This is a genomic window from Elusimicrobiota bacterium, from assembly GCA_016182905.1.
Taxonomy (GTDB): domain Bacteria; phylum Elusimicrobiota; class Elusimicrobia; order UBA1565; family UBA9628; genus GWA2-66-18.
This window is the reverse complement of the sequence record JACPFR010000016.1, coordinates 13,362-38,140: the sequence shown is the minus strand read 5'-3', so window position 1 is coordinate 38,140 and position 24,779 is coordinate 13,362. Positions and strand designations below refer to the sequence as shown.

The window sequence follows — 24,779 nt, the reverse complement described above, 5'->3', positions numbered from 1 at the left end:
GGAGCGGTCACGGCTAGGTATATTATCGCACGGATGGGCGTTTCCTCGACGACAAAGGCCTTGATAATACCGGACCGGGGGCTTATACTCCACCAGGCTCCCCTCCATGACCCGCCTCTTCGTCCTCGTCGTCCTGTCCCTGCTTTCGGCGGAGAACGCGGCCGCGGCGGCCGACGGCGCGGTCGTCTCGGCCCGGGCGCAGGCGGCGCGCGCCTGCGGGGCCGTCCCCGAAAGCTGCGCCGAGGCCGAAGCCGTCCTCGACGGCTACCTCGAGCTGCTGAAGAAGGCGAACGCCTGCGTCCGCAAGCCGTGCTCGGTCGAGACGGTCTCCACGATCTACGACCGGGACTGGGAGCTCGACAAGCGGGAGCACGCCCTGCCCGCGGCGGCGCGCGCGCACGCGGGCGACCGGCCCTTTCTCCGCCTCAGCCTGCTCGTGCTCGGCCGGGGCGCCGCGGCCATGGCGGCCGCCGATCCGGCCGCGAGGACGAAGCGGAAATGGCGCGCCGATCCCGAGATGTCCCGGACCCTCGGCGCGCTCTGCGGCCGGGACGCCGAATACTGTTCGCTCGCGAACAGCGTGCTCTCCCGCGCCCGCGGGGTCCGCGCCGCCGCCCAGCGATGCGAAGCGGACCCGTGCGGCCTCGCCGAGCTCGACCGCCAGGCGGCGGACATGGAGCACGCGGTCGGAGACTATTACTTCAAGCTCGAGGACCGCGTCGCGTTCGACGGCGAGCCGATCTTCGCCATCCTCTCGGAAACGCGGACGCATCTCTCGGAGATGATCGCGCGCGCCGCCGAACTGAAGCTCGGAGAGCTGGAGCAGGGAGAGGCGGCGGCGAGCGCCCGGATGGACGCTCTCGAGAAGACCCCCGCCGGGTCCGACGTCTCCGCGGCGATGGCGGCGCTCGAGGCCGACAGGTCCGCCTTGCTCGAGGTCTACGGCGACGCGGCGGTCGGCGCGGACCGAGCGATCTCGCTCGTCGAGGCCGATTTCACCGCGGACCCCCAGCGCGAACGGCTCAACGCGGCGGTGGCGCGCCTCGCCTCGCTCCGCGCGCGGATGTCCGCCCTGCGCATCGCGCGGGGCTTGGGCGGCGGGGCCGCCGACGAGAGCGGCGGGGTGGCGATCCCCGAGGCGGGCGCGCGGCCCGCGGTCTACACGGGGGCCTACCGGCCCGCCGGCAGGACCGTGGCGATGGACCGGCGCAAAGTCCCGCTCGCCCCTTCCGGGGCCCTCTCCGCCCCCGACATCCTCCCGGACGCGCCGGCGTCGCTGCTCGAGCGCGCCAAGAACATCGCCGGCTCCGACACGATGAAGCGCGCCGACGCGCTCCGGCGCTCCGGCCTGACCCGCACGCTGGGCGACCCCGGAGGGCGGGCCGCGTTCGTTCACGCGCAAGCAGGGCCGATGGCGTGCGCGATCGTGGTGCAGCAGCAGATCCTTCTCGCGCTCGGGCTTCTGCCCAAGGACGATCCGGTCGCCCAGGAGAACGCGCTCGCCGAGGAAGCGGCGCGCCGCGGATTCTTCGACGAAGGCACGCCCGACGCCTACAACGGGGAACTCCTCATCGAACGCGGGCTTCTGGTGTCCAAGCAGTCCGGCGTGGGGCTCGAGGTCCTCGACGCGGCCGTCCGCCGCGGCGGCATGGTCATCGCCAACGTCGACGCCCGGCCGCTGTGGGATCAGAGATCGAACGCGCCGGTCGGCCACACGGTGCTCGTCACCGGCGCGGAGATCGAGCGCTTCGGCGAGGGGAAGACCCTGGGCTACTACATCAACGACAGCGCCCCGCCGGTCGGCGCCGGCCGGTTCGTCCCCGTCGAGACGTTCCGAGCCGCGTGGAACGGCCTCTATCGCACGTTCGCGGAGGTCCGTTGAAGATCCGGGCCCTCGGGCTGCTCCTCGCCGCCCTGTGCGCCTGCGGCCGCAAGGCCGCGGAGAGCGAGGCGAAGCCGTCCGCGCTCGAGAGCGCCGTCCGGATGCTCGCCGCGGCGCCTCCGTGCTCGTCGCGCATCCCCCAGGAGTGGTCGCCGTCCCGGCCGGTCCCCACGCTCGCCGGCGGCTCGCTCCGCTACCGGATATTCTTCTTCGGGCGCGAGGGCGATCCCACCAAGGGCTTCACCTTTCACGCGCCCCAGGGCGAGGCGGCCTTCACGCCCGCCGGGCGCGTGCTCGATTGCCGCCGGCTCGCGGGCCCGCCGCGGACGATCGCGCGCGACGCGCGTTTCGACTCCACGCCGCTCGCCGACATCCTGGCGAGGTCGTCCGAGCTGTACTCCCGGACCGAAGCCGTCGCCGCGCTCTTCGCTTCGGGCCGCGACCCCGGCGGCGAGGGACGTGCCAAGATCGCCGCCTTCTGCCGGGATTTCGCCGGCCTCGCCGACCCGTCCCATGCCGCCGCCTATCGCGCGCTCGCTCCGGACTTCTGGAGCTGGGTCGAGAAGAACGGCGGCTCGGCTCCCGCACCCGCCAAGTAGCGCGCCCCGCGGGCTGTAAGGTTCCGCCCTCCTCCCGCGTATCATCCCCGGACGCAGGCCCGCTCCGCACCAGAGGCCCGAAGCGTCCGGAGAACAAGCTTTATGAACCGCCTCGAAGCCGTCGCCGGAGCCTCTCTCGTCGCCCTCGTCGCCGCCGGTCTCGGTCAGAAGTACCACGAGCTCTCGAAGCTCGCCGGGACTCCCCCGCCCGTGAAGAACGTCCTTCCCAGGATCCAGTTCGAGACCCGCCCGGAGCGCACCGTCGACGCCGCGATCGGCGCCTACCTGTCCGGCGCGGAGGCCGCCGCCGAGTCCGACAAGCGCGTCCATCTCGGCAGCCTCCTCGCCTCGCTCGAGTCCCCCGAGTTCGACGGGGAGGAGCTCGACGCCGTCGCCGCCGAGAGCCTGGCCAAGACCGTCGTCTCCGTGCTCGAGAAGGGCGGCGACCGCGACGAGGAGGATCTCGAGCTCCGCCGGCGCGCGGTCGGCTTCCTCGCCGCCCGCGTCCCGGGCCGCACCAGCCGCGACTTCGTCCTCAAGGCCCTGGAGGAAGGCCCGGTCGAGGTGCGCGTCGAAGCCCTCAAGCGCGTCGGCTCGCCGCTCGGCGTGCGCGGCTCGGTGGTGTACGCGAAGGTCAAGGAGCTCGGCGAGAAGGGCCTCGTGCCCGATGCGCTGCTCCCCGGCGTCCTGCGCCGCACCGGCGGCGTCAAGGCGAAGGACGTCCTCGCGGCGATGATGACTTCGACGGACAGCGCCAAGCTCATCGCCGGCTGCGCGATCTCCCTCCAGGACTATCGCGATCCCGAGCTCATCGGGACGATCCTGGAGCGGCTCGAGGCGGTCGGCATGATCGACAGCGCCGGCAAGCTCCCTTGGCTCAGCCCGGCGCTCCTCGACGAGCACCTGAAGTCCGCGGACAAAGCCTCCTTCCGCCGAGGTATGATGGCGATGGCGGCTCGGCCGGTCCTGGTGAAGACGGGGATGGCGCACGTCGAGAAGGGCCTGCAGAGCCCGGACCCCGACACGCGCCGGCACGCGGCGGTCGCCGTGAAGAAGGCGGTCGTCGCGAAGATCGTCGACGCGAAGCAGGGACAGACCCTGCTGGCGGGCCGGCTGCAGGTGGAGACGGAGCCGGTGCTGAAGGCCGAGCTGACGGGAGGCCTGGAGAGGATCCACACTCTCCTCGAGCAAAAGGAGACGGGCGTCCAGTAAAGGAGAGTCCCGCAAACGTATCGGAGCCTCCCGCTCTCGGCGCGGGGGGCTCCTTCGTTTACGGCCGGGGCTTGGCCGGGGCGCCGCGGGTCGCCGTGGACAAGGACGGGTCGGGAAGGCTGTTGGGGTCCGGTTTCGAGTCCGGATCGGGAAGGAAATCCTCGGGCCTCGTGGGGTCGCCGGGGCCGGTGCTGACGCGCGGCGTCGAGCCGGTCAGGGGCCTTCCCGGGGCGGAGACCAGGACGGAGTCGGGCTGCGTCCGGCGGAAATGGTCGACGATGAAGTAACCGGCGACGAGGAGGGCGAGCACGAACGGCCCCAGCTCCCAGAGCTTCCCTTTCATAGGGGATAGTATAGCGCTTAGCGGCGGGACGAGGCCGCGCCGAAGCGCGCCTTGAGCTGGCCGATGTAGGTGGAGGCGACGATCACGCCGTACTGCATCGCGCGGTTGACCTTGCCCCGCAGGCTGTCCGCGCGGACCATGCGGGGAGCGTATTCGCCGGGCTTGCGCTGGAGCTCGGCCTCGAGCGCGGGGTCGAGGGAGATCACGATGTAGTCGCCGGTGTGGACGAGGTCGATGATGCCGCGCGTCGGCGTGGACGGGAAGTCGTGGACGGTGACCGGGTTGCGCGCGTGGTGCCCCGTGGCGACCCAGCGTCCGGTCAGGCGCCTGATGAAGGCCGCGGAGCGCGCGTTGCTGCCGCCGTCGGTCAGGAGCTCGACGTCGAAATCGCTCTTCGGGCCGGCCGAGCCGGTCGCGAAGCTGCCGAGGAGGATGGCGGCGCGGATGCGGCCCGTCGCGCCCTCCGGCTCCTCCGCGAGCGTGTCCATCATCTCCTTCCTGAACGCGTCGAGGATGCGCTTCTGCGCGCCCTTGTTCTGGAAGTCGGCGGTCTCGCGGGCGGTCTCCTCGACCAGGAGCGAGTCGAAGAACGCGGCGATCTTGGACGGCTCCATCGTCGCGGCTTTGAGCAGGGCGTCGCGGATGTGCTTGCGCATGTTCGACGGCGCGCGGCGCTCGGCGTTATAGGACTTCGCGCGGGCGGTGAAAGCATCGAACGCGGCGAGCTCGCGCGCTCCGATGACGCCCGGGGCGTCGAACCAGCGGAGGAGGTCGGCGCGGAAGGTCGAGATCACGGCGTCGTCCTCGAGCGGCGCCGCGCCGAGGACATAGAAGCGGCCGCTTCCCGCGGCGATGCGCATGTGGGCGAAGAACGCGCGCGGACGGGACACGTTGGCCGCGCCCTTCGCCTTCGCCTCCTCCCAGCGCTGCTGGTAGGCGGGGTACATGTCCACGATGTGCGTGACCGAGTACCAGTAGTAGTTCTGGGCCAGGAGACGGGCGTGATGGAACCGGTCGGCGAGGGTCCGGCGCAGGCCGTAGGTCGGGCGCGAGGGCTCGGGCGCGCGCGGCTCATGCGCCGGCTCGACGCCCCGGTCCGACGACGGCTCGAGCTCGGGAGCGGAGGCCGCGAAGCGGCCGGAGACGGCGTCGGCGGACTCGCCGCGGCCTTCCTCGAGGCCGAGGAGGCGCCCGGACAAGGCTTTCGCGGATTCGCCGGAGATCCTCTCGAGCTTCTCGGGCGCCAGCGCCTCGAGCGTCGCGCGGACGGCCTCGTCCTTGGGCAGCGCGGCCGGGACCGGGGCCGCGGCCTTCACGGCGGCCGCCGGCGAGACCGCGGCGGCCGGAGCGGTCAAAGACGGGTTCAGCGAGGCGGCGGACAGGGACGGAGAGAAAGCGGGCGCCGCGGGGCCGGACAAAGTCGAATTGACCGAGACGCCCGAGGCGCCGTTCGCGCCCGCTTCGCCGAACGCCCCGAGCCGGGTTTGGGCGGATAGAGGACCCGCCGCCAGGAGGGCGGCGACCGCCAGGAAGGACATCCTCATAGGGGACATCTTCATCTCGCCAACATATTAGCCGCTTAAGGAAAGCGCGTCGACCGTCTTTAGACCCAGGCCGCTCAGCCATAGGACCCACTTAGGTTGTTATAATCCATGTCACTGCGGCATGTAAGTTCTCGCCTCGAGCCGCGGTAAGGAAAAACAAGGAAGCCCAGGTGGACGCCGAGATCGACCGCCTCATCGCCCTGCACGCCGACAAGGCCTATGCCGTCGCCTTGCGCATGACGGGCAACTCAACCGACGCGGGCGACGTCGTCCAGGAGGCTTTCTTGAGAGTCATGAAATACTTCGACAAATACGACCCGAGCCTGCCCTTCGAGGCCTGGATGGTGCAGATCCTGAAGAACGTCTACTTCACGAGCCTGCGCAAAGAGGCCTCGCGCCGCTCGGTGTCCCTGTCCCATAAAAAAGACGAGGACTCGGCCTCGCTCGAGGACTTCCTCGCCGAGACCGCCCCGGGGCCGGAGCGCCTGGCCCAGGCCCGGGAGAACACCGACCGGGTCCAAGGGGCGCTGACCTTGATCACGCCCGCGATGCGCATGGCGATCGTCCTCGTCGACCTCGAAGGGGTGCCGCGCGAGGAGGCCGCCTCCACCCTCGGCTGCTCGCTGTCCGCCCTCGACGTGCGCCTGCACCGCGGGCGCGCCAAGCTCAAGGAGCTCCTGTCATGAACTGCCACGCCGCCCGCGCCGTGCTCGACCTCCACGCCGAGGGACGGCTGACGCCCCGCCGCGCCCAGGCCGTCGCCGCGCACCTCGCGTCGTGCGCCGAGTGCAGGGCGCAGTCCCCCGCCGCCGCCTCGCCCCTGGGAGTCCCCGCGGGAGACTTCAAGGCCCGCCTCGCCGCGACGCTGAAGGCCGAGCGGAAAGCGCCCGAGCCGCGCCCCGCGGCGAAGGTCGAGCTCGACCTGTGGCCCCGCGACCTGTCCGGGGTCGCGGTCGCCGCCGCCGCGCTGGCCCTGTTCGCCGTCGCCATCGGCTGGTCCGGCGCGCCCAGCCAGCAGTTCGACAAAGGCGACGAGCTCGCCTCCGGGAGGATGCCATGAGAACCCCTGCCGCCGAATCGTTCCATCGCCTGGGCGAGCTCGCCCTGCTCACGACGGCCTTCGTCCTTCCGCTCGCGTTCTACCTGCGCTCCTACGACTCGACGGCCATCAAGTACACCGTCCTGCAGTGGGGCGCGCTGACCATGCTGTTCGGCTGGCTGTGGCAGGGGATCTCGCGCGGCCGCTTCCAGGCCCCCGCGGCCTCCTGGACCGCGCTCCTGCCGGCCCTGGCCTACGGGACGTGGATGATCGTCCGCTTCGCGGCCGAGCCGCACAAGCTGGGAGCGCTGCCCGACTTCCTGACCCAGCTCACCATGCTCGTCGGCTTCCTGGCCGCGTTCCTCGGCTTCGCCGGGGCGCGCTCCGCCGCGCGGTTCGCCGCGCTCACGGTCGCCGCCGCCTGGATCGTCGCGCTGTACGGCCTGTCCCAGGCCGCCGGCTTCGACCCGTTCATCTGGAAGGGCGCCTTCGGAAGCCGCGTCTTCTCGACCCTGGCCGATCCGTACCTGTGCGCCTCCTTTCTCGCCGTCGCGGCGCCGCTGGCCCTGACGCTCGATCTCGACCCGGAGACGCCGTCGCCGCTGCGAGCCGCCGCGATGCTCCTTCTTCCCGTCGCCGGCGCGGCGGTCGTCCTGACCTCCTCGGCGATGGGCGCCGCCGGCTTCGCCGCCGCGTGCGTTCTCTACGCCCTGATCGTGGCGGCCTCGCTGCGCACGCGCCCGGCCCTCAGGTCGGCGGGCCTCGCCCTGCTCGCCGCGGCCGTCGTCGGCGGCGCCGCCGCGCTCGCTTCCGCGCCGAAGAAGGACAGCTGGTCCTACGCGAACGAATTCCGCCGTCACACCGCCGCCGCGCAATGGCGCATGGTCGCCGAGCGGCCGCTGACGGGGTTCGGGCCCGGGTCCTTCTCCCTCCATTATCCGCGCTTCCGCCCGGTCGAGATCATCCGCATGGAGGGGCCCGGCCACAACACGATGACCCAATACCCCGAGCTCGCCCTGCTCGGCGTCGCCGTCGAGCTCGGCGTCCTCGGCGCGGCTTTGTGGGTGTGGCTGTTCGGAGCCGCTCTCTGGACCGGCGCGCGCGGCGCCTCCTCGCTGCGCCGCGCGGGAGCTCTGCCGGAATCCGTGTATGCCGCGGGATTCACCGCCGCCGCCGCCGGCGCCCTGGCCGCCGCCCACCTCGGCTGGGCGGGGTACTCGCCCGCGACGGGCTGGTACGCCTGGCCCCTCGCCGGCCTCGCCGCCGGACTCGCCCCTCTCGCCGCGCGGCGCGCCGCCGTCAGCGTCTATCCGCTGCCCGTCTCCGAGAGCATCCGCCGCGCGCTGTACGCGCCGAGCCTCCTGGCGTTCGCCGGGCTCGCGGTGATTCCCGGCCTGTGGCTGCGCTCCGACGTGAACCTCAACAGCGCGATCTATTTCGCCAAGAGCAAGGACCTGCCCAGGGCGGTCGAGCTGTTCGCGAAAGTCCTCCCGGGCAGCCCCGGCCACACGATGTCCCTGTACTTCAAGGGCAACGCGCTCAGCGACATGGGCAGACACGAGGAGGCGCTCGCCGCCTACGACCGGCTCCAGGACCAGGCGCCCGATTACGTCCTCGTCCACGCCGCGCGCGCAGCGGCCTACGCCAAGCTCGGCGACTGGCCGGCGGCGGCGGCGGAGCGCGCCCGCCAGGCGGAGCTCGATCCGCTGTACCTCGAGAACCTGGTCGCCTGGTCCGAGGCCGCCCGCGCCGCCGGGAACCTCGAGGAAGCCCGCCTCGCCGCGGGCAAGGCCGAGGCGCTCGACGCGACGGACGAGCGCGTGCGCCTCCAGGTCGCCGCCAACGACCTCATGGAGCGGCGGCTCGCGGAAAAAGCCGGCCGGAGCCGGACGAACGGCCGGGGCACCGCGCGCAAGCCGCGATGATCAGCTGAGGCGCGGCTCGAGCGGGGACGGAAGGGTCTCGGGCAGGACGTCCTTGCGGTGGGCGACGTGCTTGAGCCGCCGCCCGTGCCAGGCCGCGTAGCCCGAGATCAAGGCAGGGACGATGAAGCCGCGGAACTGAAGGCGGGAGAACAGGGTGGCGCCCGCCGCCGAGCCCAGGACGAACGCGAGGATGGTCCCCGCCCGCAGGCTGTTGGCCCGCCATTCCGCCCGCAGGCGCTCGCCCCCGCGGAAGGTGAGCATGCGGGCGAAGCCGAGGCCCAGGTCGGTCGTCAAGCCCGTCAGGTGCGTCGTCCGCACGGAGCTGCCCGAGGACGAGGTGATCGCCCCGTTCTGCAGGCCGCTGGCCAGGCAGAGCAGCGCCAGCAGCAGGTAGGTATGCTTGAGGTGGAAGCTCTCGCCGAAGGCGCCGAAATAGTCGAACCCGCCCGCCAGGGCGGCCAGGAGGAGGCACGCCGCGCACAGCGCCATCACGTAGTCGTAGTGGGGCGCGCTCTTGAGGTGGATCGGGCGGTCGGTCAGCAGGCCTGCGATCATCGCGCCGAGCAGGAAGAACACCGGCACGGACAGGATCTGGAGCGACGCCAGCAGCCCGATCGACTGGAAATCCACGCCGAAGAGCGTGGCGAAGCCGGTGACGTGCGTGACGAAGCGTCCCGTCGCCAGGAAGCCGCCGGTGTTGATGCAGCCGGCGTTGAACCCGAGCAGCAGCCAGTGGAAGATGACGCCGCGGTCGGGGACCTCGTCGAGCTTGTAGCGGAACATCGGGAGGACCTAGGCTTCCGGGGTGGCTTCTTCGGAGGAGGCCCCGCCGAGCCAGACGGCGACGCAGATGCCCATCGCGATGAGCAGGTCGGGGCGCTGGAGCTCGGGGGCGGAATCGCGCAGCTTCGAGACAATCGCGGCGCCGCCGGCGCCGACCAAGGCGACCGCCAGGCAGAGGCCCAGGAGCTTCACGGCCCGCCGGCGCGCCTTCTTTATTACATTTATTCTCATATGTTTATATGAACATATTATCATATATTGAAAGGCGGGGCAAGGGGTTGAAGCAGGGGCGCGGATGGCGTATCATCGCTCCATGGCCCCCAAGAACCTCACCGACAAGCTGGTGTTCAAGATCAAGTCCGACTTCTTGCGGTCGCTGGCGCATCCCGTGCGCCTGGAGATCATCGAGTTCCTGCGCCAGGGCGAGTCCTCGGTCGGCCACATGGTCCAGGAGTTCGGCGTCGAGCAGTCGGCCATCTCCAAGCACCTGGCGATCCTGCGCCAGGCCGGACTCGTCTCCTCCCGGCACGAGAAGGTCACCGTGTACTACTCCATCCGCGACAAGGAGATCTTCCGGGTGCTGCGCCCGATCGCGCACATCCTGAGCAAGCGGCTCCAGGACAGCCGCGCCGTGCTGGACCGGCTCTCCAAAGCCTGACGCCCCGGGGCCCCGGCGCATGAAGCTCGTCATCGTCGAGTCGCCGAACAAGGTCCGCAAGATCAAGGACTTCCTCGGCGCCGACTACCGGGTCGCCGCGTCCTTCGGCCACGTCCGGGACCTCCCCGCGGCCGGCGGCCTGTCGGTCGAGTTCGTCGACGGGAAGATCAAGCCGGTCTACGCGACCATCGAGCGCTCCGCGCGGCACGTTCGCGAGCTCGAGGACCTGGCGAAGAAGGCCGACGAGGTCATCCTCGCCACCGACCCCGACCGCGAGGGCGAGGCGATCGCCTGGCACGTCAGTCAGCTGCTGGGCGAGCGCAAGTACAGCCGCGTCGTCTTCCACGCCGTGACGAAGGCCGAGGTGCAGAAGGCGATGGCCAAGCCCCGTCCGATTGACCAGCGCCTCGTCGACGCCCAGCAGGCCCGCCGGGTGCTCGACCGGGTCGTCGGCTGGGTGGTGAGCCCGACTTTGCGGAAGGTCTCCAAGGACGCGCGCAGCGCGGGCCGGGTCCAGTCCGTGGCGCTGCGCCTGGTCGCCGACCGCGAGAAGGAGATCGGCAAGCACAAGACCGTCGATTATTTCGTCCTGTCGGCTAGGCTCGAGAAGGACGGCTCCCCGCCCCCGTTCGCCGCGAAGCTGATCGCCTGGAAGGACCACCCCCTCGGCCAGCGCCTGCGCGACCCCGCTCTGGCCGAGAAGACGACGGCGTGGGCGAAGACCGTGCCTTGGCGCGTGCTGACCTGCGACCGGCGGGATTCGGCGCGCAACCCCCCTCCGCCGTTCACGACGGCGACCGTCCAGCAGGCCGCGTCGGTGCGCCTGGGCTTCAATCCCGACGCGACGATGAAGCACCTGCAGGCCCTGTTCGAAGACGGGAAGATCACCTATCACCGAACCGACTCGACCGCGCTGTCGCCCGAAGGCCTCGCGGAGGCGCGCGCAGTGATCAAGAAGGACTTCCCCCCCGAGTACCTGCCCAAGTCCCCCATCATCCACGCGACCAAGGCCGCCAACGCCCAGGAGGCCCACGAGGCCATACGCCCCACGCACGCGGAGACCGGCCCGGACGGGATCGGCGGCGACGCGGGCAAGCTCTACCGCCTGATCTGGCAGCGCTTCGTCGCCTGCCAGATGGCTCCCGGGCGCGACCAGATCACGACCATCGACGTCGCCTGCGCCCCGGACTCCTGGAAGACCGAGAAGGGGGACATGGCTCCCATGGGCGTGTTCCAGGCCAAGGGCAAGGTCCTCCTCTTCGACGGCTGGCGCCGGCTCGCCGGCGAGGACGCCACCGAGGAGGCCAAGAAGAAGGGCAAGAAGGACGGCGCGGAGCCCGAGGAGGACGACGAGAGCGACGGGGAGCTGCCGATGCTGGATCCGGGCGACCCGCTGACCTTGCTCGACATCGCCGCCCTCAAGCGCTCGACCAAACCGCCGCCCCGCTACACCCAGGCGTCCTTGATCAAGAAGCTCGAGGCCGAGGGCATCGGCCGCCCGTCCACGTACGCCGCCATCATGCGCGTCATCCTCGAGAGGGGATATGTGAAGGAAGAGAAGCGCAAGCTGCACGCCACGCCGCTCGGCCTGTCGGCCAGCGACTTCCTCGTGCGCAACTACACCGGGAACTTCATCGACATGGACTACACCGCGCGGCTCGAGGACGACCTCGACAGGATCGCCCGCGGCGAGGCCTCCTGGGAGAAGGTCGTCACCGAGGCCAGCTTCGCCGTCATCGCGCTGGCCCGCCGCGCGGGGCTCTGGTACGACCCCCTGGTCCCCCGCCCGCCTCGCTGAGCGGCGCGCACGGCGTCAGTCGCAGGTGCAGGTCCACATCCCGCCGCCGCCCATGCCCTGCGCGCCCTTGTTGGCCGTCGAGCAGGGCGGATTACTGCAGCCCGGGCCGTTGCACGGCCCGATCACCGCGTCGGGGCTGGTCCAGCGGCAGGCCGGAGCCGGCGGGGCGCAGGCCTTCAGCGTCGCGAAGCCGACCTGCTTGACGCTTTTCTTGGAGTCGCTCAGGTACATCGCGTATTTTCCCGCGGGATAGTCCGGCCCGTTGACGACGGTCTGGATCGTGAACGGATCGACCCACTCGTTGGGCAGGAACTCCCGGTGCTTCGCGACGTCGAGGCAGTCCTTGCTGTCGAACGGCGAGGCGCAGCCCTTGGGCGGCTTGGCGCGGTCGACGCCGGTGGTGCGGGAATAGACCTTGCCGGTGTTGCACGCCTCCCCGTTCTGCACCCACGGACCGTTCGACGAGACCGAGACCGACATCTTCGCCTTCTCGAAGGACTTCGACGCCGACGCGGAGGCGCCGCCCGCGGCCCCGCCGCCGCCGCTCGACGAGCCCGCGCCGGGGTTCGGCTTGGCGCGCTTGTCGGCCGCCCCCCTCGAGACGCCGGCTCCCGCGACGGACTCGCCGCCGCTCGAGATGGCCCCGCCCCCCGTCTGGCTCAGGCCCTCTCCGCCCGGGGCGAAGCCGGGCTTCCTGCGCTCGACGCGCGCGCCGGGCTGCGCGGACGGGGACGACCCCGAGGGCTTCGCCCAGCTCTTCTTCTTCGCCGGCGGCGCGTCGGCTGCGCCCGCGGCCGCGGCGAGCGACAGGAACGCCAGGAGAAGCAGAGGGGGTTTCATCGTCCGAGTATATCCCAGGTCCATTTTCGGCGCAAGGGACAACAAAGCCCTTGACGCCCGCCGCGCCATATGTATAATTATTCATCGCTATGAATAAATATACAGACCGCGCCGAAGGCAAGGCCGCCCGCCAGACCGCGATCCTCGAGGCGATCACGCAGGAGCCGGTCGCCACGCAGAACGACCTCGTGCGGTGCCTCAAGAAGCGCGGCATCGCCGCGACCCAGGTCTCCATCTCCCGCGACATCGCCGAGCTCGGCCTGGTGAAGGCGGGCGGCGTCTATCGCCCCGCGACCGGCGAGGCCGCCCACGACGCCGAGATGCCGCTGCGCACCTTCGTGCGGAGCGTCGTCGCGGCCGGCCCGAACCTGACCGTGATCCGCTGCGACACGGGCACCGCCCCGCGCGTCGGCCTCGTGCTCGACGGCTTGGCCCAGCCCGGCCTCGTCGGCACGCTCGCGGGCGACGACACCGTTTTCGTGGCCGGAGACTCCGCGGCAGCGCAAAAGCGCCTCATCGACTTTCTGCAATCAAGGATGACCAACTGACATGAAGAAACCCCTCGTCGTACTCGCGTTCAGCGGCGGCCTCGACACCACGTTCTGCGTGCTGTGGCTCAAGAAGGAGCTCGGCGCGGACGTGATCACCGCCACCGTCGACACCGGCGGGTTCTCCGCCGAGGAGCTGGCGGCCATCAAGGCGCGCTCGAAGGCTCTCGGCGCGCTGAAGCATTACGCGCTCGACGGGCGCGCGGAGGTGTTCTCCCGCTTCGCGGCGCCGCTGATCCAGGGCAACATCCTGCGCGGCCGGGTGTATCCGCTCTCCGTGGCGGCCGAGCGGGTGCTGCAGGCCGAGATGATCGCCCGCGTGGCCAAGGAAGTGAAGGCCGACGGCGTGTGCCACGGGTCGACCGGGGCGGGCAACGACCAGGTGAGGTTCGACGCGGTCTTTCAAGTCTTGCTTCCTAATGTGAAGGTCCACACGCCGATCCGGGACCTCGGCCTTTCCCGCCAGCAGGAGACGGACTATCTCGCCAAGGAAGGCGTCGCGGTGCCGGCCAAGACGACCGCGTACTCGGTGAACGCCGGATTGTGGGGAACGACGGTCGGCGGGGGCGCCACTCACGATCCGTGGACGGAGATTCCCGACTCGGCCTTTCCCTCCCTGTCGGCCGAGCCTCCGACGGAACAAACGGATGTCGTCGTCGGCTTCACGAAGGGCATACCGACGTCTTTGGACGGAAAGGCAACGGAAGGGGTGGACCTTGTGGGGGCCTTACACGCCCTTGGCCGGAGGTACGCTGTTGGGCGGGGAGTGCATATGGGGGACACGATCCTCGGTATTAAGGGACGCATCGGCTTTGAAGCCCCTGCGCCATTAATGCTTATCGCGGCCCACAACGAGCTGGAAAAACTCGTTCTGACCCGCTGGCAGAGCTTCTGGAAGAATCAGGCCGGAGAATTCTACGGCCAAATGCTTCATGAGGGCCTGTATTTTGATCCCGTCATGCGTGACATCGAAGCCATGATCAAGTCGTCGCAGGAGACGGTCACGGGCGAGGCGCGCCTGCGCCTGCGCGCGGGACGTTTCGACGTCACCGGCGTCAAATCTCCTTTCTCGATGATCGCCGGCGCCGCCACTTACGGCGAGACGACCAAGCTGTGGACCGGCGACGAGGCCGCGGGCTTCTCGAAGCTCCACGCGCTTCCCATGACTTTGGCGGCCCGCGCGCGCGCGGAAAAGGTGACGATATGAAGGTAACGCTCGACAAGATCGCGTCCACGACGCGCAACGCCCGGATTCCCCGGGAGGTCCTGCTCTCCGACGAGATCCAGGCCAAGGAAGGGATGGTCCTCGCCGTCCGCGTGCACGGCAAGAAGACGGTGTACAACACCCTCGAGGACGTCTACGGCCGCATGATCGACCTCAACGACGGCGACATCATCGCCGGCGTCCTGGGCACGCGCCGCGCCCTGCGCGGCTACGCGGGCCACGTCCCGGAGTCCATCAAGGTCGGCGACAAGCTCGACATCCTGAACCTCGGTGGAGTCATCGGCCGCTGCACGTCGGTGAACCTCGAGATCGGAAAGCCCCTCCAGGCCGAGGTGCTGGGGCAGATCCTTTCCTTCCCCCATCTCGGCGAACGGCTGGGAGTCCCCGCGTCCATCCGGACCGGCGCCGTGGCCTGGTCGGATAAGCTCGAGAAATCGGCGCCGATCATCTATGTCGCCGGCACCTGCATGAACGCCGGAAAGACCTTCGCCTGCGGCGAGATCATCCGCTACCTGGCGCGCAAAGGCCGCCGCGTCGGCGCGGCCAAGCTCACCGGCGTCTCGCTGCTGCGCGACACGATGAGCATGGTCGACCGCGGCGCGATCAAGGGCCTGTCCTTCACCGACGCGGGCGTGGTCTCCACGACCGGCGCGGTGTCGGTGCCCGTCGCCAAGGGCCTGATCAACGCCCTCAACAAGGAGGAGCCGGACTGCCTCGTCATCGAGCTCGGGGACGGGATATTGGGCGAGTACGGCGTCCAGGAGATTCTTAATGACACGCAACTGATGGGCGCCGCGGCGGCGCACGTCATGTGCGCCAACGACCCCGTCTCCGCGTGGGGCGCCGCCGAGCTGTTCACGAACCGCTTCAAGCTGAAGGTGGACGTCCTCTCCGGTCCCGCGACGGACAACGCGGTCGGCAAGGAGTTCATCGAGGGCCAGGTCGGCGTCAAGGCGATCAACGCCCGCATCGAGCACGAGGCCCTCGGCCAGTTCGTCGAGAACGCGGTGTTCGCGGGGGTGCCCGCGTGAAGAAGATCAAGGTCGGCATCGAAGGCGGCGCGGGCTTCACCGGCGGCGAGCTGATCCGCCTCCTGCTCTCGCACCCGAAGGTCGAGATCGCCGCGGCGACCTCCTCCACCTTCCCGGGGCAGCCCGTGTTCCTCGCGCACCCGAACCTGCGCGGCCGCACGAGCCTCTCGTTCACCCGCAAGCTCGACTACGCGAAGCTCGACTGCCTGTTCCTCGCCGGCGGCCACGGCGACGCGATGGCCGAGGTGCCGGCGATCCTCGCCGCCGCGGGCTCGCGCCTGCGCATCATCGACCTCTCCGGCGACTTCCGCCTGCGCGACGAGGCCCTGTACCCCGTCTGGTACACGCGCAAGCACAAGGCACCCGACCTCCTCAAGAAGTTCGCCTACGGCCTCGTCGAGCTCAACCGCGCGGAGATCGAGAAGACCCGCCTGGTGGCCAACCCCGGCTGCTTCGCCACCGCGACGGCCCTGGCCCTCGGGCCGCTGGCCAAGGGCGGCGTCGGCGGCGTCGTGTCCGTCACGGCGATCACCGGCTCCTCCGGCTCCGGCGCCAACCCGACGCCGATCACGCATCACCCGACGCGCCACAGCAACCTCAAGGCCTACAAGCCCTTCACCCACCAGCACATCCCCGAGGTCGAGCAGATTCTCGAGCGCCTGGCGGGCAAGAAGGCCCTGAAGCTGTCGCTCGTGCCGATCTCGGGGCCGTTCGCCCGCGGCATCTACGCGGTGTGCCAGGTGGACCTGCCCAAGGGCTGGACCTCCGAGCGCGTCAAGGAGCTGTACCAGACCGCCTACAAGGGCAGCTCCTTCGTGCGCCTCGTGCCCGAGCCGCCCTCGCTCAACGCCGTCAACGGCTCCAACCACTGCGACGTGTTCGTCACCGTCCAGGAGGGCCGCATCTGCGTGATCTCCGCCATCGACAACCTCGTCAAGGGGGCGTCGGGCCAGGCCATCCAGAACCTCAACGTGATGATGGGCTGGGACGAGAGCGTGGGGCTCGAGTTCGCGGGGACCTACCCGTGAGCGGCATGAACGAATCGATGGCCCTGGAAGACGGCAGCGTCCTCCCGACGTACGAGAAGTTCCCGTTCGTCCTCGACCGCGGCGAAGGCTGCTGGGTCTGGGACGAGGCGGGAAACAAGTATCTCGACCTGTACGGCGGTCACGCCGTCGCGGCGATCGGGCACTCCCCCGCCGAGGTCACGGCCGCCATCGCGAAGCAGTCGGCCAAGCTGCTGTTCTACTCTAACCTCGTCTACCTCAAGGTCCGCGCCGAGGCCGCCAAGGCCCTCGTGGATTTCTGCGGGGAGAAGGGCTCGCAGGTGTTCTTCTGCAACTCGGGCGCGGAGGCCAACGAGAACGCGATGCGCATCGCGCGCTGCGTGACGGGCAAGGCCAAGATCGTCGTGGCCGAGGGCGGGTTCCACGGCCGGACGGCTGCGGCCATCGCCGCGACGGGTTATAAATACCGGAAGGGCATGACCGGCCTGGGCGGGGACATCGTGCACGTGCCTTTCGGGGATCTCGCCGCGGCCGAGGCGGCCCTCAAGGACGCGGCCGCGTTTCTTCTGGAGCCCATTCAAAGCGTCCAGGGCTGCACCACGGCGACGGGAGAATATCTCCGCGGCCTGCAGGCTCTGTGCGAGAAAAACGGGAGCTTGCTGATCTTCGACGAGGTCCAGACCGGCCTCGGCCGCGTGGGCGCCCCGTCCGCGCGCCACGCCTCCGACGCCCGGCCGCATCTGCAGACCTTCGCCAAGGCCCTCGCCTCCGGCGTTCCGGCCGGCGCGGTGCTCGCGACGCCCGAGGTCTCCGCGAAGGTGAAGCCCGGCGCGCTGGGCTCGACCTTCGGCGGCGGGCCGCTCGCCAGCGTGGCGATCAGCGCGACGATCAAGGCGATCGTCGACAAGAATCTCGTCGAGAATGCCGCGGAGATGGAGGAGCTCATCCGAGCCACGTTCCGTTTCCCGCAGATCAAAGAGATCCGCGGGAAGGGACTTCTACTCGGGCTCGTCCTCGACCGGCCGTCGAAGGCCGTTCGCGACGCTCTATTGAAGAAGAAGATCATCGTCGGCGGGGCCGACGATGTTCACGTCATCCGCCTGCTCCCCCCGCTCACCGTCGGCCCGGCCGAGATCGGCCTGCTGCGGGCCGCGTTGGAGGAGATCTTCGCGGCCGAGGCGGTGGCGGCATGAGGCATTTCACCCACCTGAAGGACTTCACCATCGACGAGCTCAACGCGATCGTCGACTCGGCGCTCGCGCTCAAGAAGTCGGCGCCGGAGGGCATGCCGCTGGCGGGCAAGTCCCTGGCGTTCTGTTTCATGAACCCGTCCCTGCGCACGCAGGTCTCGTTCTCCGTCGCGACCGCCACTTTGGGCGGCCACCCCGTGACTTTGAGCCTCGGCTCGGGCGGCACCTGGGGCATGGAGTCCGTCGAAGGCGTCGTCATGGACGGCTCCGCCGCGGAGCATTTGAAAGAAGCCGTGCCGGTCCTGGGGCGCATGTGCCAGGCGCTCGGCCTGCGCTCCTTCCCCGCCGGGAAGTCCTGGGCCGAGGACAAGGCCGAGCCCGCGCTCGCGGCCTTCCTCAAGTACTCGACCGTGCCGGTCATCAACATGGAGTCGGCGTCGGGGCACCCGTGCCAAGCGCTGGCCGACCTGATGACGATCCGGGAGCGGATGGACCCGGTGAAGAAGAATTTCCTCCTGTCCTGGGCGCCCCACGTGAAGCCTCTGCCCATGGCCGTGCCCAACTCTTCCGTCGAGATGGCCTCCATGGCGGGCATGAACGTCACGATCGCACGTCCGGAAGGATATGACCTCGATGCCGAGGTGATGGCGCGCGTGAAGAAGAATTGCGCCGCCAACGGGACGAAGCTGACGGTCACCGACGACGCGACGGGGGCTTTCGAAGGCCAGCACGTCGTGTACGGGAAATCGTGGGGATCTCTGGCGAATTACGGCCAGGCGCCGTCCGCCGATCCCGCGTTCCGCAAGAAGTGGACGATCTCGTCGGCGAAGATGAAGAAGACCGATGACGGGATCTTCATGCACTGCCTGCCCGTCCGCAGGAACCTCGTCGTCAACGACGACGTTTTGGACGGGAAGTGGGCGGTGCACATCGACGAAGCCGAGAACCGCCTCCACACCGCCAAAGCCGTTCTTCTTCATTTACTCGCCTCGCCCAAACCCATCGCCGCCGCCAGGAGACACCGCAAATGACCGACTCGCCTTTGATGCTCAAGCAGGCCATCCCCTACATCCGCATGTACAAGGGCAAGATCTTCGTCGTGAAGGTCGGGGGCCGCGTGGTCGGCCGCAAAGAGATGCTCGACGCCCTCGTCGAGGACGTCTGCCTGCTCCAGCAGGTGGGCATCCGAGTGGTGCTCGTGCACGGCGGCGGCAACCAGGCCACCGAGCTCGCCAAGAAGCTCGGCCTCGAGCCCGAGATCATCGCCGGCCGCCGCGTCACCGATGCGGAGACGCTCGAGGTCGCCAAGATGGTCTACGGCGGCACCCTCAACATCGACATCCTCTCCTCGTTCCGCGCCCACCACACGCCCGCCGTCGGCGTATCGGGCGTGGACGCCGGCCTCGTCACCGCGCACCGGCGCCCCAAGCGCATGGTCGAGCCCGCCCCGGGCCAGGCCCCGATCGAGGTGGACTTCGGCTTCGTCGGCGACATCGACGGCGTCGACCCCAAGGTCCTGCTGACCTTGCTCGACGCGGGCATGACGCCCGTCGTCTCCTGCCTCGGCGCCGACACCATGGGAAACATCTTCAACATCAACGCCGACTCGATCGCCGAGTCGATCGCCCGCTCGCTCAAGGCCGAGAAGCTCGTCATCGTGACCGACACCGAGGGGCTGCTCAAGGACGTGGGCAACCCCTCGAGCCTCGTCTCATATACCGACGTCGACGAGGTCGAGAGCTTCAAGAAGGCCGGGCGCCTGACGGGCGGCATGCTGCCCAAGATCGAGGCCTGCGTGCGCGCGCTCAAGGGCGGCGTGCGCCGGACCCACATCATCAACGGCCTCAAACCCGGCGCCCTGCTGCGCGAGACCTTCACCAACGCCGGCTGCGGCACGATGATCGTCGAGAAGCGCGAGCGCCAGGAATACCAGGCCGTCGAGCTCGCCCCCGAGCCGCTCATCGCATGAACGCCGTCGAGCTCCTGCGCGAGGTCGTCCGCATCCCGTCCGAGTCGAGACAGGAGGACGCCGTCGTCGCGCGGCTGCATTCGGCCATGCTCGAGCTCGGCCTCTCTCCCAAAGCGAGCGGCCGCAATCTCACCGCGATGCTGGACGGAGGAGACGGCCCCCTTCTGCTTCTGAACTCCCACACCGACACCGTTCCCGTCGGCCAAGGCTGGACGAGGGACCCCCTCAAGGCGGACATCGAGGACGGCAAGATCTACGGCCGGGGAAGCAACGACGCGAAGGGCTGCCTCGTGGCCATGATGATCGGCACTCAGCGGGCGTTCGCCTCGAACGCGCCCAAGGGCAAGGTGCTCATCGCGGCGACCTGCGAGGAAGAGGTCCTCGGCCAGGGCCTCGAAGTCCTTCTCCCGACCTTGCCCCGTCCCGACGCGGCCGTCGTGGGCGAACCGACCGGCCTGAAAGCCGCCGTCGCTCAGAAGGGACTGCTCCTTCTCGAGATCATCGCCAAAGGGCGCTCGGCGCACGCCGCTCACGGCGGCGGCGTCAACGCGGTCGAGGCCGCGGCGAGAGACGTCCTGGCCCTGTCGAAGATCGGATTCGACCGAGAGCATCCTGCTTTGGGCGCCACGACTTTGCATGTCACCCAGATCTCCGGCGGCGAGCGCCACAACGTGATCCCCGACCGCTGCAAATTGGTCGTCGATATCCGCACCACTCCCTCCGTTTCCCCGGACGAGATCATCGCGCTGGTGAAGAAGACCGTCGAGGGCGAGGTGACGATCCGCTCCAACCGCCTCGGCTCGGTCGAGACCGACCCCGCCCATCCCGTCGTCCAGGCCGCGCTCGCCGCCAATCCCTCCGGCCGCGCCTACGGCTCGCCGACCTTGTCCGACTGGGTGTTCCTCAAGGGCATCCCCACGGTGAAGGCCGGCCCCGGCGACTCGAAGCGGTCGCACACCCCGGACGAGTACCTCGAGGTCTCCGAGCTCGAGGCCGGCGTCGCTTTCTACGAGAACCTGATCCGATCCTACTTCGACAAGGCGGCCGCATGAAAAAGCTCTGGCAGACCAAGACCGACCTCGACGCCGCCGTCGAGGCCTACACCGTCGGCGCCGACCCCGAGCTCGACGCGCGCCTTCTTCCCTACGAGGTCTACGGAAGCCTGGCGCACGCCTCCGGCCTCGTCGCGATCGGCGTGCTCACCAAGGCCGAATACGCTCGCATCCGCAAGGTCCTGAGCGGGCTCAAGACTATTAAGATCACGCGCGCTCAAGAGGACATCCACACCGCCGTCGAGCAGGCGCTGACCGCGAAGCTCGGCGAGACCGGGGCCAAGGTCCACGCCGGACGCTCGCGCAACGACCAGGTCCAAGTGAACCTGCGCCTGTACCTCAAGGACCGCCTCCTGGCCCTCGACGCCGCCGCCGGCGCCGCCGCCGCCGCCTGGGCCGCGTTCGGCGCGAAGTGGGACGAGCGCCCCATCCCCGGCTACTCGCACCTGCAGCGCGCGATGCCGACCACGATCGGCCACTGGGCCGCGTCCCACGTCGAGGCCCTGCTCGACGCGCGCCGCGCCCTGCGCTTCGCCTTCGACGAGGCCGACGCCTGCCCGCTCGGCTCCGCCGCCGGCTACGGCGTCATGCTCCCGCTCCCGCGCGAGCGCGTGGCCCAGCTCCTCGGATTCTCGCGCGTGCAGCGCAACACCTTACGAGTCCAGTCGAGCCGCCCGCGTCTCGAGGCGGCCGTGCTCTCGTCCTTGTGCCTCGTCGCCCGCGACCTCGGGACCCTGGCCTGGGACCTGTCGCTGTACTCGACCGCCGAGTTCGGCTTTCTCAAGCTCTCCGACTCGTTCACGACCGGCTCGAGCATCATGCCCCAGAAGAAGAACCCGGACGTCGTCGAGCTCACCCGCGCCCGCGCCGCCCTGTTCCCGGGCTGGCTCAACCAGGTCCTCATGATCGGCCAGCTGCCCTCGGGCTACCACCGCGACTACCAGCTGACCAAGGGCCCGCTGTTCGCCGCGCTCGACACGATGGGCCAGATACTCGGGATCGCCGCCCGCCTGCCGGAGTCGCTTTCGGTCAACGAGGACCGCTGCGCCGCCGCCGTCACCTCGGACCTGTTCGCCACCCACGAGGCCATCGCCCTCGTCCGCGACGGCATGCCCTTCCGCACCGCCTACCGCCAGGTCGCCGACCGCGCCCGCGCCGTCGCCGTCCCCCTCCCCGTCGGCCAGGTGGAGCTCCCCTCGCACACCGGCGCCCCCGGCAACCCCGACTGGTCTTGGTTGGCCGCCGAAATCAAGAAATCCGACCGACGACATCTAAAAACGAGCTCCGAGTTGAACAAGCGCTGGTCCGTCTTGGTGTCAGGCTCGCAAATTCGTTGAATTCTTTCTGAGATAGTAACCGACGCTGCCCGGCGCGGTATGGAGCCACGCCGCTATCTCGCCGATTCGATGGCCGTTTCGTATTCCCTCCCGCGCGAGCAACCCCTTAGCGCGAACAACCTGACTATTCTTCGTGCCCGAGCGGAGCTCTGCGGGGCCGACTCCCGTAGCGGTGCCGACTTTTTCGCCGATCTCATCGAGCGTCAAATTGGTCGCGCGCGAGCGCATAAGGATCGGTCGCCCGTCCATCCTAGGCCAGGGTTCAAAATCATCCATTCCGAGGTCAGGCAATTCGACCGGAACGCGACTCGACCAAGGCCAATCTTCGGCACGCGAAACCAAGACTGCCCGAACCGGATTCATCTGGATATAGTGAATCAGGGCGAGCAAGTATCGGTCGTCCGAACATAAATAGGCTCTATGGCGCGCCTCGAACAAATGTCCCGTGCGATCGTACCGACGGTTGAAAGTTGTTGCGTACGAGGCGAGTATCCTCTGCATGATGGAGGAGAGCAGCACCGGGCCGACCTTGATCGCCAAATGGAAATGGTTGGGCATGAGGCAATAGGCGAGCACCGTCGCTCCCGACTCTTCTATTATCCGATTCAGACAATTCAGGAATGACTCATAATCGCGTTTATCGATGAAGATAGCGCGCCTATCGACTCCACGCGCCATGACATGATAGACCGCGCCGGGATAATGTATTCTTGGTCGTCGCCCCATACTATCTTACGATCGAACCCCCCAAAATGTTCCCTCGCCGCCGAGAATTCAACGAATTTGCGAGCCTGACACTTATGTTGGGCGCCGCCGTATTTTCAGCTTGCGGCCCCGCTAAAGAGGCGGAGCCGAATGATTCGTATCAGCAGGCGAGCGCGCTCAAGGCGGGCGGGAAGGCGACGGGGACGATCGGCAACCAGAAGGATCAGGACTGGTATCGCATCGACGTCGAGGCGGCCGGGGCGCTCTCGGTCAAGATCGGGGGCATCAAGGACGTCGATTTCGCCCTCTCTTTCTTCGACAAGGACCGGCGCGAGCTCAAGCGGGTCGACGAGACGACCGTCGGCGGCGACGAGCAGCTGCTCGACCTCGGCCTCTCGGCGGGCGCGTATTACCTCGTGGTCACGAACAGGAACGAGAAGGCGAACAATCCGGCGCAGGTCTACGACCTCCAGACGAAGCTCGACGCGGCCGCCGGGCGCGAGCGCGAGCCCAACGACACCGCGCTGACCGCTCAGACCATCGAGGCGGGCGGCCTGGCGAAAGGCCACTACTGGCCGGCGAAGCAGCTGCTGTCCGAGGAGCCCGAGGCGGCTGAAGAGGACTGGTACTCGATCGAGGTGGCCAAGACCGGCCTGTTCCTGCTCAACATCGACGTGAGCGAGGTCCCGAAGGTCGATTCTATCCTCGAGGTCTACGACACCAACGGCTACAAGCTCAAGGAGCTCGACGCGGGCGGCATCGGCGAGGGCGAGAGCCTGCGCAATTTCGGCGTGCGCGGCCCGGGGAAGTTCTCTCTGCGCCTGCGCTCGAAGTACAAGAGCGCGGGCAACCCCGACGTGCCTTACGATCTGCTCACCGAGCTGCTGCCCTACCAGGGCGCCACGGAATTCGAGCCGAACGACCAACGCGCCGACGCGACGCCTCTCGAGCTCGAGTCGATCTCCGGGACCATCGCGCCCGCCGGCGACCAGGACTGGTACAAGGTCGCGGCCGACAGCGGGACGAAGCAGCTCCTGCGCGCGGAGCTCTCCGGCCTCACCGGCATGGACCTGACTTTGTCCCTGCGCGACGCGCTCGGCAACGAGCTCTCCTTTGTCGACAACATGGGCAAGGAGCAGCCGGAGATCATGACGGGCTGGGGCCTGACCGGCGGAGACTACCACCTGGTCGTCACGGAGAAGAGCGGGAAGAAGGCCGACAGCCGCCAGTCCTACTCGCTCGGCCGCAAGCTGATCCCCTTCCAGCCCGGCCTCGAATGGGAGCCGAACAACTCGAGCGGGACCGTCCAGTCGCTCAAGGTCGGCGACTCGGTCGACGGCTATTTCGCGCCGAAGGGCGACGAGGACTGGTATGAGTTCAACCTCTACCAGAAGGGCGTCGTGGTCATCGAGCTGACCGGCGTGATCAACGCCGCGCCCGCTTTGACCTTGTTCGACCAGGAGTACAAGGAGCTGGGGACGGCCGCCTCGCCCAAGCCCGGCGACCCCGTGTCGCTCGAGCGCGAGCTCGACCGCGGCACCTACGCGGTGCGCCTGAAGCCGGCCGACGCGGCGCAGAACAACGTGCGCGACAAATACTCGTTCCGCGTCCGCGCGAAATGAGAATCCTTCCGCTCCTGGCCGCCGCGATCTTCGCCGCGTGCGTCGGGCCGCGCCAGGCCGAGTTCCCGTCGCCCCTGCCTCCGCCCCCGCCCGTCGCGGTCGTCGAGGTCAAGGACCCCAATTTCGAGGCCGTCGTCATCGAGGCCGTGCCGAACGCCGACGACGAGGGCGTTTCCTTCACGAAGATCTTCATCGACGGCAAGGAGACGGGCAAGACCGCCGTCGGCCCGCGCTCGCAGGAGAAGCACGTGCGGCTCAAGGTCCCCGCGGGCAACCAGCCCGTGCGCCTCGAGCATTGGTTCCTGCCGCCGATCGGCGAGTGGACCGTCCTGCCCGACGCCCGGCAGCCGCGGGAGCGCTTCGTGCGCATCGAGGACGGCACCATCGCCCGCCTCACGCTTCGCTACGGCCCCGACGGGGCTCCTTCCCTCGCGATCACCCGCGAACCCGCGCCGAAGCCCTGATTAGTC

General features: G+C 69.0%; 25 protein-coding genes. 19 read left to right on the top strand and 6 right to left on the bottom strand.

Annotated features, from left to right (window positions below):
• Positions 1–106 precede the first annotated feature (106 nt).
• From HYV14_06240 to HYV14_06230, 3 genes are all read left to right on the top strand, one after another.
• Positions 107–1,882 (top strand): hypothetical protein, encoded by a 1,776-nt coding sequence (locus HYV14_06240; protein ID MBI2385595.1) that lies wholly within the window; start codon positions 107–109, stop codon positions 1,880–1,882.
• Positions 1,879–2,481: a hypothetical protein gene (locus HYV14_06235; protein MBI2385594.1), complete on the top strand. Its 603-nt coding sequence runs from the start codon at positions 1,879–1,881 to the stop codon at positions 2,479–2,481. Before HYV14_06240 ends, HYV14_06235 begins: the two co-directional genes overlap by 4 nt.
• 102 nt (positions 2,482–2,583) lie before the next feature.
• Positions 2,584–3,693, top strand: coding sequence for a hypothetical protein (locus tag HYV14_06230; GenBank protein ID MBI2385593.1), 1,110 nt, complete (start codon positions 2,584–2,586; stop codon positions 3,691–3,693).
• A 58-nt stretch (positions 3,694–3,751) separates the two neighbouring features.
• Here HYV14_06230 and HYV14_06225 read toward each other — a convergent pair whose 3' ends face one another.
• Positions 3,752–4,036, bottom strand: coding sequence for a hypothetical protein (locus tag HYV14_06225; GenBank protein ID MBI2385592.1), 285 nt, complete (start codon positions 4,034–4,036; stop codon positions 3,752–3,754).
• Between the two features lie 17 nt (positions 4,037–4,053).
• Positions 4,054–5,595: a nucleotidyltransferase domain-containing protein gene (locus tag HYV14_06220; GenBank protein MBI2385591.1), complete on the bottom strand. Its 1,542-nt coding sequence runs from the start codon at positions 5,593–5,595 to the stop codon at positions 4,054–4,056.
• Positions 5,596–5,750: 155 nt separating this feature from the next.
• Here HYV14_06220 and HYV14_06215 point away from each other — a divergent pair, with 155 nt between their 5' ends.
• The 3 genes from HYV14_06215 to HYV14_06205 are packed head-to-tail and all read left to right on the top strand — an operon-like array spanning position 5,751 to position 8,544.
• Entirely contained in the window at positions 5,751–6,266 is a 516-nt protein-coding gene (locus HYV14_06215) for an RNA polymerase sigma factor (GenBank protein ID MBI2385590.1), read from the top strand.
• Entirely contained in the window at positions 6,263–6,640 is a 378-nt protein-coding gene (locus HYV14_06210; protein ID MBI2385589.1) for a zf-HC2 domain-containing protein, read from the top strand. The genes HYV14_06215 and HYV14_06210 overlap by 4 nt, the downstream gene beginning before the upstream one ends.
• Positions 6,637–8,544, top strand: coding sequence for a tetratricopeptide repeat protein (locus HYV14_06205; protein MBI2385588.1), 1,908 nt, complete (start codon positions 6,637–6,639; stop codon positions 8,542–8,544). Before HYV14_06210 ends, HYV14_06205 begins: the two co-directional genes overlap by 4 nt.
• Here the strand turns inward: HYV14_06205 and HYV14_06200 are convergent, their stop codons facing one another.
• Both HYV14_06200 and HYV14_06195 read right to left on the bottom strand, forming a co-directional pair.
• A complete protein-coding gene (locus tag HYV14_06200; protein ID MBI2385587.1) occupies positions 8,545–9,327 on the bottom strand; it encodes a DUF1275 domain-containing protein in 783 nt (260 codons plus the stop codon).
• 9 nt (positions 9,328–9,336) lie between these two features.
• Entirely contained in the window at positions 9,337–9,519 is a 183-nt protein-coding gene (locus HYV14_06195) for a hypothetical protein (GenBank protein MBI2385586.1), read from the bottom strand.
• Positions 9,520–9,640: 121 nt separating this feature from the next.
• On the opposite strand from HYV14_06195, the gene HYV14_06190 reads away from it, so the two are divergent.
• Both HYV14_06190 and topA read left to right on the top strand, forming a co-directional pair.
• The gene (locus tag HYV14_06190) at positions 9,641–9,985 is read left to right on the top strand and encodes a winged helix-turn-helix transcriptional regulator (protein ID MBI2385585.1); all 345 of its coding nucleotides are present in this window, start codon (positions 9,641–9,643) and stop codon (positions 9,983–9,985) included.
• Positions 9,986–10,004: 19 nt separating this feature from the next.
• The gene (gene topA / locus HYV14_06185) at positions 10,005–11,783 is read left to right on the top strand and encodes a type I DNA topoisomerase (GenBank protein ID MBI2385584.1); all 1,779 of its coding nucleotides are present in this window, start codon (positions 10,005–10,007) and stop codon (positions 11,781–11,783) included.
• 15 nt (positions 11,784–11,798) lie between these two features.
• On the opposite strand, the gene HYV14_06180 is transcribed toward topA, so the two are convergent.
• Positions 11,799–12,623 carry a hypothetical protein gene (locus HYV14_06180; protein MBI2385583.1) on the bottom strand — a complete coding sequence of 275 codons (825 nt, stop codon included), beginning with the start codon at positions 12,621–12,623 and terminating at the stop codon, positions 11,799–11,801.
• A gap of 89 nt (positions 12,624–12,712) precedes the next feature.
• Between HYV14_06180 and HYV14_06175 the strand changes: the two genes are divergently transcribed.
• The 9 genes from HYV14_06175 to argH are packed head-to-tail and all read left to right on the top strand — an operon-like array spanning position 12,713 to position 21,982.
• On the top strand, positions 12,713–13,171 hold the full coding sequence (locus HYV14_06175; protein MBI2385582.1) for a hypothetical protein: 459 nt from the start codon (positions 12,713–12,715) through the stop codon (positions 13,169–13,171).
• 1 nt (position 13,172) lies between these two features.
• Complete coding sequence (gene argG / locus HYV14_06170) at positions 13,173–14,378, top strand: argininosuccinate synthase (protein MBI2385581.1); 1,206 nt, start codon at positions 13,173–13,175, stop codon at positions 14,376–14,378.
• Positions 14,375–15,427 carry a hypothetical protein gene (locus HYV14_06165; protein ID MBI2385580.1) on the top strand — a complete coding sequence of 351 codons (1,053 nt, stop codon included), beginning with the start codon at positions 14,375–14,377 and terminating at the stop codon, positions 15,425–15,427. Before argG ends, HYV14_06165 begins: the two co-directional genes overlap by 4 nt.
• Positions 15,424–16,455, top strand: a complete 1,032-nt coding sequence (gene argC, locus HYV14_06160; protein ID MBI2385579.1) for an N-acetyl-gamma-glutamyl-phosphate reductase — start codon at positions 15,424–15,426, stop codon at positions 16,453–16,455. The genes HYV14_06165 and argC overlap by 4 nt, the downstream gene beginning before the upstream one ends.
• Positions 16,452–17,627 (top strand): aminotransferase class III-fold pyridoxal phosphate-dependent enzyme, encoded by a 1,176-nt coding sequence (locus tag HYV14_06155; protein ID MBI2385578.1) that lies wholly within the window; start codon positions 16,452–16,454, stop codon positions 17,625–17,627. The genes argC and HYV14_06155 overlap by 4 nt, the downstream gene beginning before the upstream one ends.
• Complete coding sequence (locus HYV14_06150) at positions 17,624–18,655, top strand: N-acetylornithine carbamoyltransferase (protein ID MBI2385577.1); 1,032 nt, start codon at positions 17,624–17,626, stop codon at positions 18,653–18,655. Before HYV14_06155 ends, HYV14_06150 begins: the two co-directional genes overlap by 4 nt.
• Complete coding sequence (gene argB, locus HYV14_06145; protein MBI2385576.1) at positions 18,652–19,593, top strand: acetylglutamate kinase; 942 nt, start codon at positions 18,652–18,654, stop codon at positions 19,591–19,593. The genes HYV14_06150 and argB overlap by 4 nt, the downstream gene beginning before the upstream one ends.
• Positions 19,590–20,645 carry a M20/M25/M40 family metallo-hydrolase gene (locus HYV14_06140; protein MBI2385575.1) on the top strand — a complete coding sequence of 352 codons (1,056 nt, stop codon included), beginning with the start codon at positions 19,590–19,592 and terminating at the stop codon, positions 20,643–20,645. Before argB ends, HYV14_06140 begins: the two co-directional genes overlap by 4 nt.
• Entirely contained in the window at positions 20,642–21,982 is a 1,341-nt protein-coding gene (gene argH, locus HYV14_06135; protein ID MBI2385574.1) for an argininosuccinate lyase, read from the top strand. Before HYV14_06140 ends, argH begins: the two co-directional genes overlap by 4 nt.
• Here the strand turns inward: argH and HYV14_06130 are convergent.
• Complete coding sequence (locus HYV14_06130; protein ID MBI2385573.1) at positions 21,962–22,660, bottom strand: transposase; 699 nt, start codon at positions 22,658–22,660, stop codon at positions 21,962–21,964. The two genes, argH and HYV14_06130, sit on opposite strands and share 21 nt — an antisense overlap.
• A gap of 122 nt (positions 22,661–22,782) precedes the next feature.
• Between HYV14_06130 and HYV14_06125 the strand changes: the two genes are divergently transcribed.
• Together HYV14_06125 and HYV14_06120 are read left to right on the top strand one after the other, a co-directional pair.
• Entirely contained in the window at positions 22,783–24,309 is a 1,527-nt protein-coding gene (locus HYV14_06125) for a hypothetical protein (protein ID MBI2385572.1), read from the top strand.
• Positions 24,306–24,773 (top strand): hypothetical protein, encoded by a 468-nt coding sequence (locus HYV14_06120; GenBank protein MBI2385571.1) that lies wholly within the window; start codon positions 24,306–24,308, stop codon positions 24,771–24,773. The genes HYV14_06125 and HYV14_06120 overlap by 4 nt, the downstream gene beginning before the upstream one ends.
• Positions 24,774–24,779 lie beyond the last annotated feature (6 nt).

What these genes read in the sequence shown, in the direction of transcription:
- HYV14_06240 (MBI2385595.1), top strand. Translation starts at nt 107, where the DNA reads ATGACCCGCCTCTTCGTCCTCGTCGTCCTGTCCCTGCTTTCGGCGGAG.
- HYV14_06230 (MBI2385593.1), top strand. Translation starts at nt 2,584, where the DNA reads ATGAACCGCCTCGAAGCCGTCGCCGGAGCCTCTCTCGTCGCCCTCGTC.
- HYV14_06225 (MBI2385592.1), bottom strand. Translation starts at nt 4,036, where the DNA reads ATGAAAGGGAAGCTCTGGGAGCTGGGGCCGTTCGTGCTCGCCCTCCTC.
- HYV14_06220 (MBI2385591.1), bottom strand. Translation starts at nt 5,595, where the DNA reads ATGAAGATGTCCCCTATGAGGATGTCCTTCCTGGCGGTCGCCGCCCTC.
- HYV14_06210 (MBI2385589.1), top strand. Translation starts at nt 6,263, where the DNA reads ATGAACTGCCACGCCGCCCGCGCCGTGCTCGACCTCCACGCCGAGGGA.
- HYV14_06205 (MBI2385588.1), top strand. Translation starts at nt 6,637, where the DNA reads ATGAGAACCCCTGCCGCCGAATCGTTCCATCGCCTGGGCGAGCTCGCC.
- HYV14_06200 (MBI2385587.1), bottom strand. Translation starts at nt 9,327, where the DNA reads ATGTTCCGCTACAAGCTCGACGAGGTCCCCGACCGCGGCGTCATCTTC.
- HYV14_06190 (MBI2385585.1), top strand. Translation starts at nt 9,641, where the DNA reads ATGGCCCCCAAGAACCTCACCGACAAGCTGGTGTTCAAGATCAAGTCC.
- topA (MBI2385584.1), top strand. Translation starts at nt 10,005, where the DNA reads ATGAAGCTCGTCATCGTCGAGTCGCCGAACAAGGTCCGCAAGATCAAG.
- HYV14_06180 (MBI2385583.1), bottom strand. Translation starts at nt 12,623, where the DNA reads ATGAAACCCCCTCTGCTTCTCCTGGCGTTCCTGTCGCTCGCCGCGGCC.
- HYV14_06175 (MBI2385582.1), top strand. Translation starts at nt 12,713, where the DNA reads ATGAATAAATATACAGACCGCGCCGAAGGCAAGGCCGCCCGCCAGACC.
- argG (MBI2385581.1), top strand. Translation starts at nt 13,173, where the DNA reads ATGAAGAAACCCCTCGTCGTACTCGCGTTCAGCGGCGGCCTCGACACC.
- HYV14_06165 (MBI2385580.1), top strand. Translation starts at nt 14,375, where the DNA reads ATGAAGGTAACGCTCGACAAGATCGCGTCCACGACGCGCAACGCCCGG.
- HYV14_06150 (MBI2385577.1), top strand. Translation starts at nt 17,624, where the DNA reads ATGAGGCATTTCACCCACCTGAAGGACTTCACCATCGACGAGCTCAAC.
- argB (MBI2385576.1), top strand. Translation starts at nt 18,652, where the DNA reads ATGACCGACTCGCCTTTGATGCTCAAGCAGGCCATCCCCTACATCCGC.
- HYV14_06140 (MBI2385575.1), top strand. Translation starts at nt 19,590, where the DNA reads ATGAACGCCGTCGAGCTCCTGCGCGAGGTCGTCCGCATCCCGTCCGAG.
- argH (MBI2385574.1), top strand. Translation starts at nt 20,642, where the DNA reads ATGAAAAAGCTCTGGCAGACCAAGACCGACCTCGACGCCGCCGTCGAG.
- HYV14_06130 (MBI2385573.1), bottom strand. Translation starts at nt 22,660, where the DNA reads ATGGCGCGTGGAGTCGATAGGCGCGCTATCTTCATCGATAAACGCGAT.
- HYV14_06125 (MBI2385572.1), top strand. Translation starts at nt 22,783, where the DNA reads ATGTTGGGCGCCGCCGTATTTTCAGCTTGCGGCCCCGCTAAAGAGGCG.
- HYV14_06120 (MBI2385571.1), top strand. Translation starts at nt 24,306, where the DNA reads ATGAGAATCCTTCCGCTCCTGGCCGCCGCGATCTTCGCCGCGTGCGTC.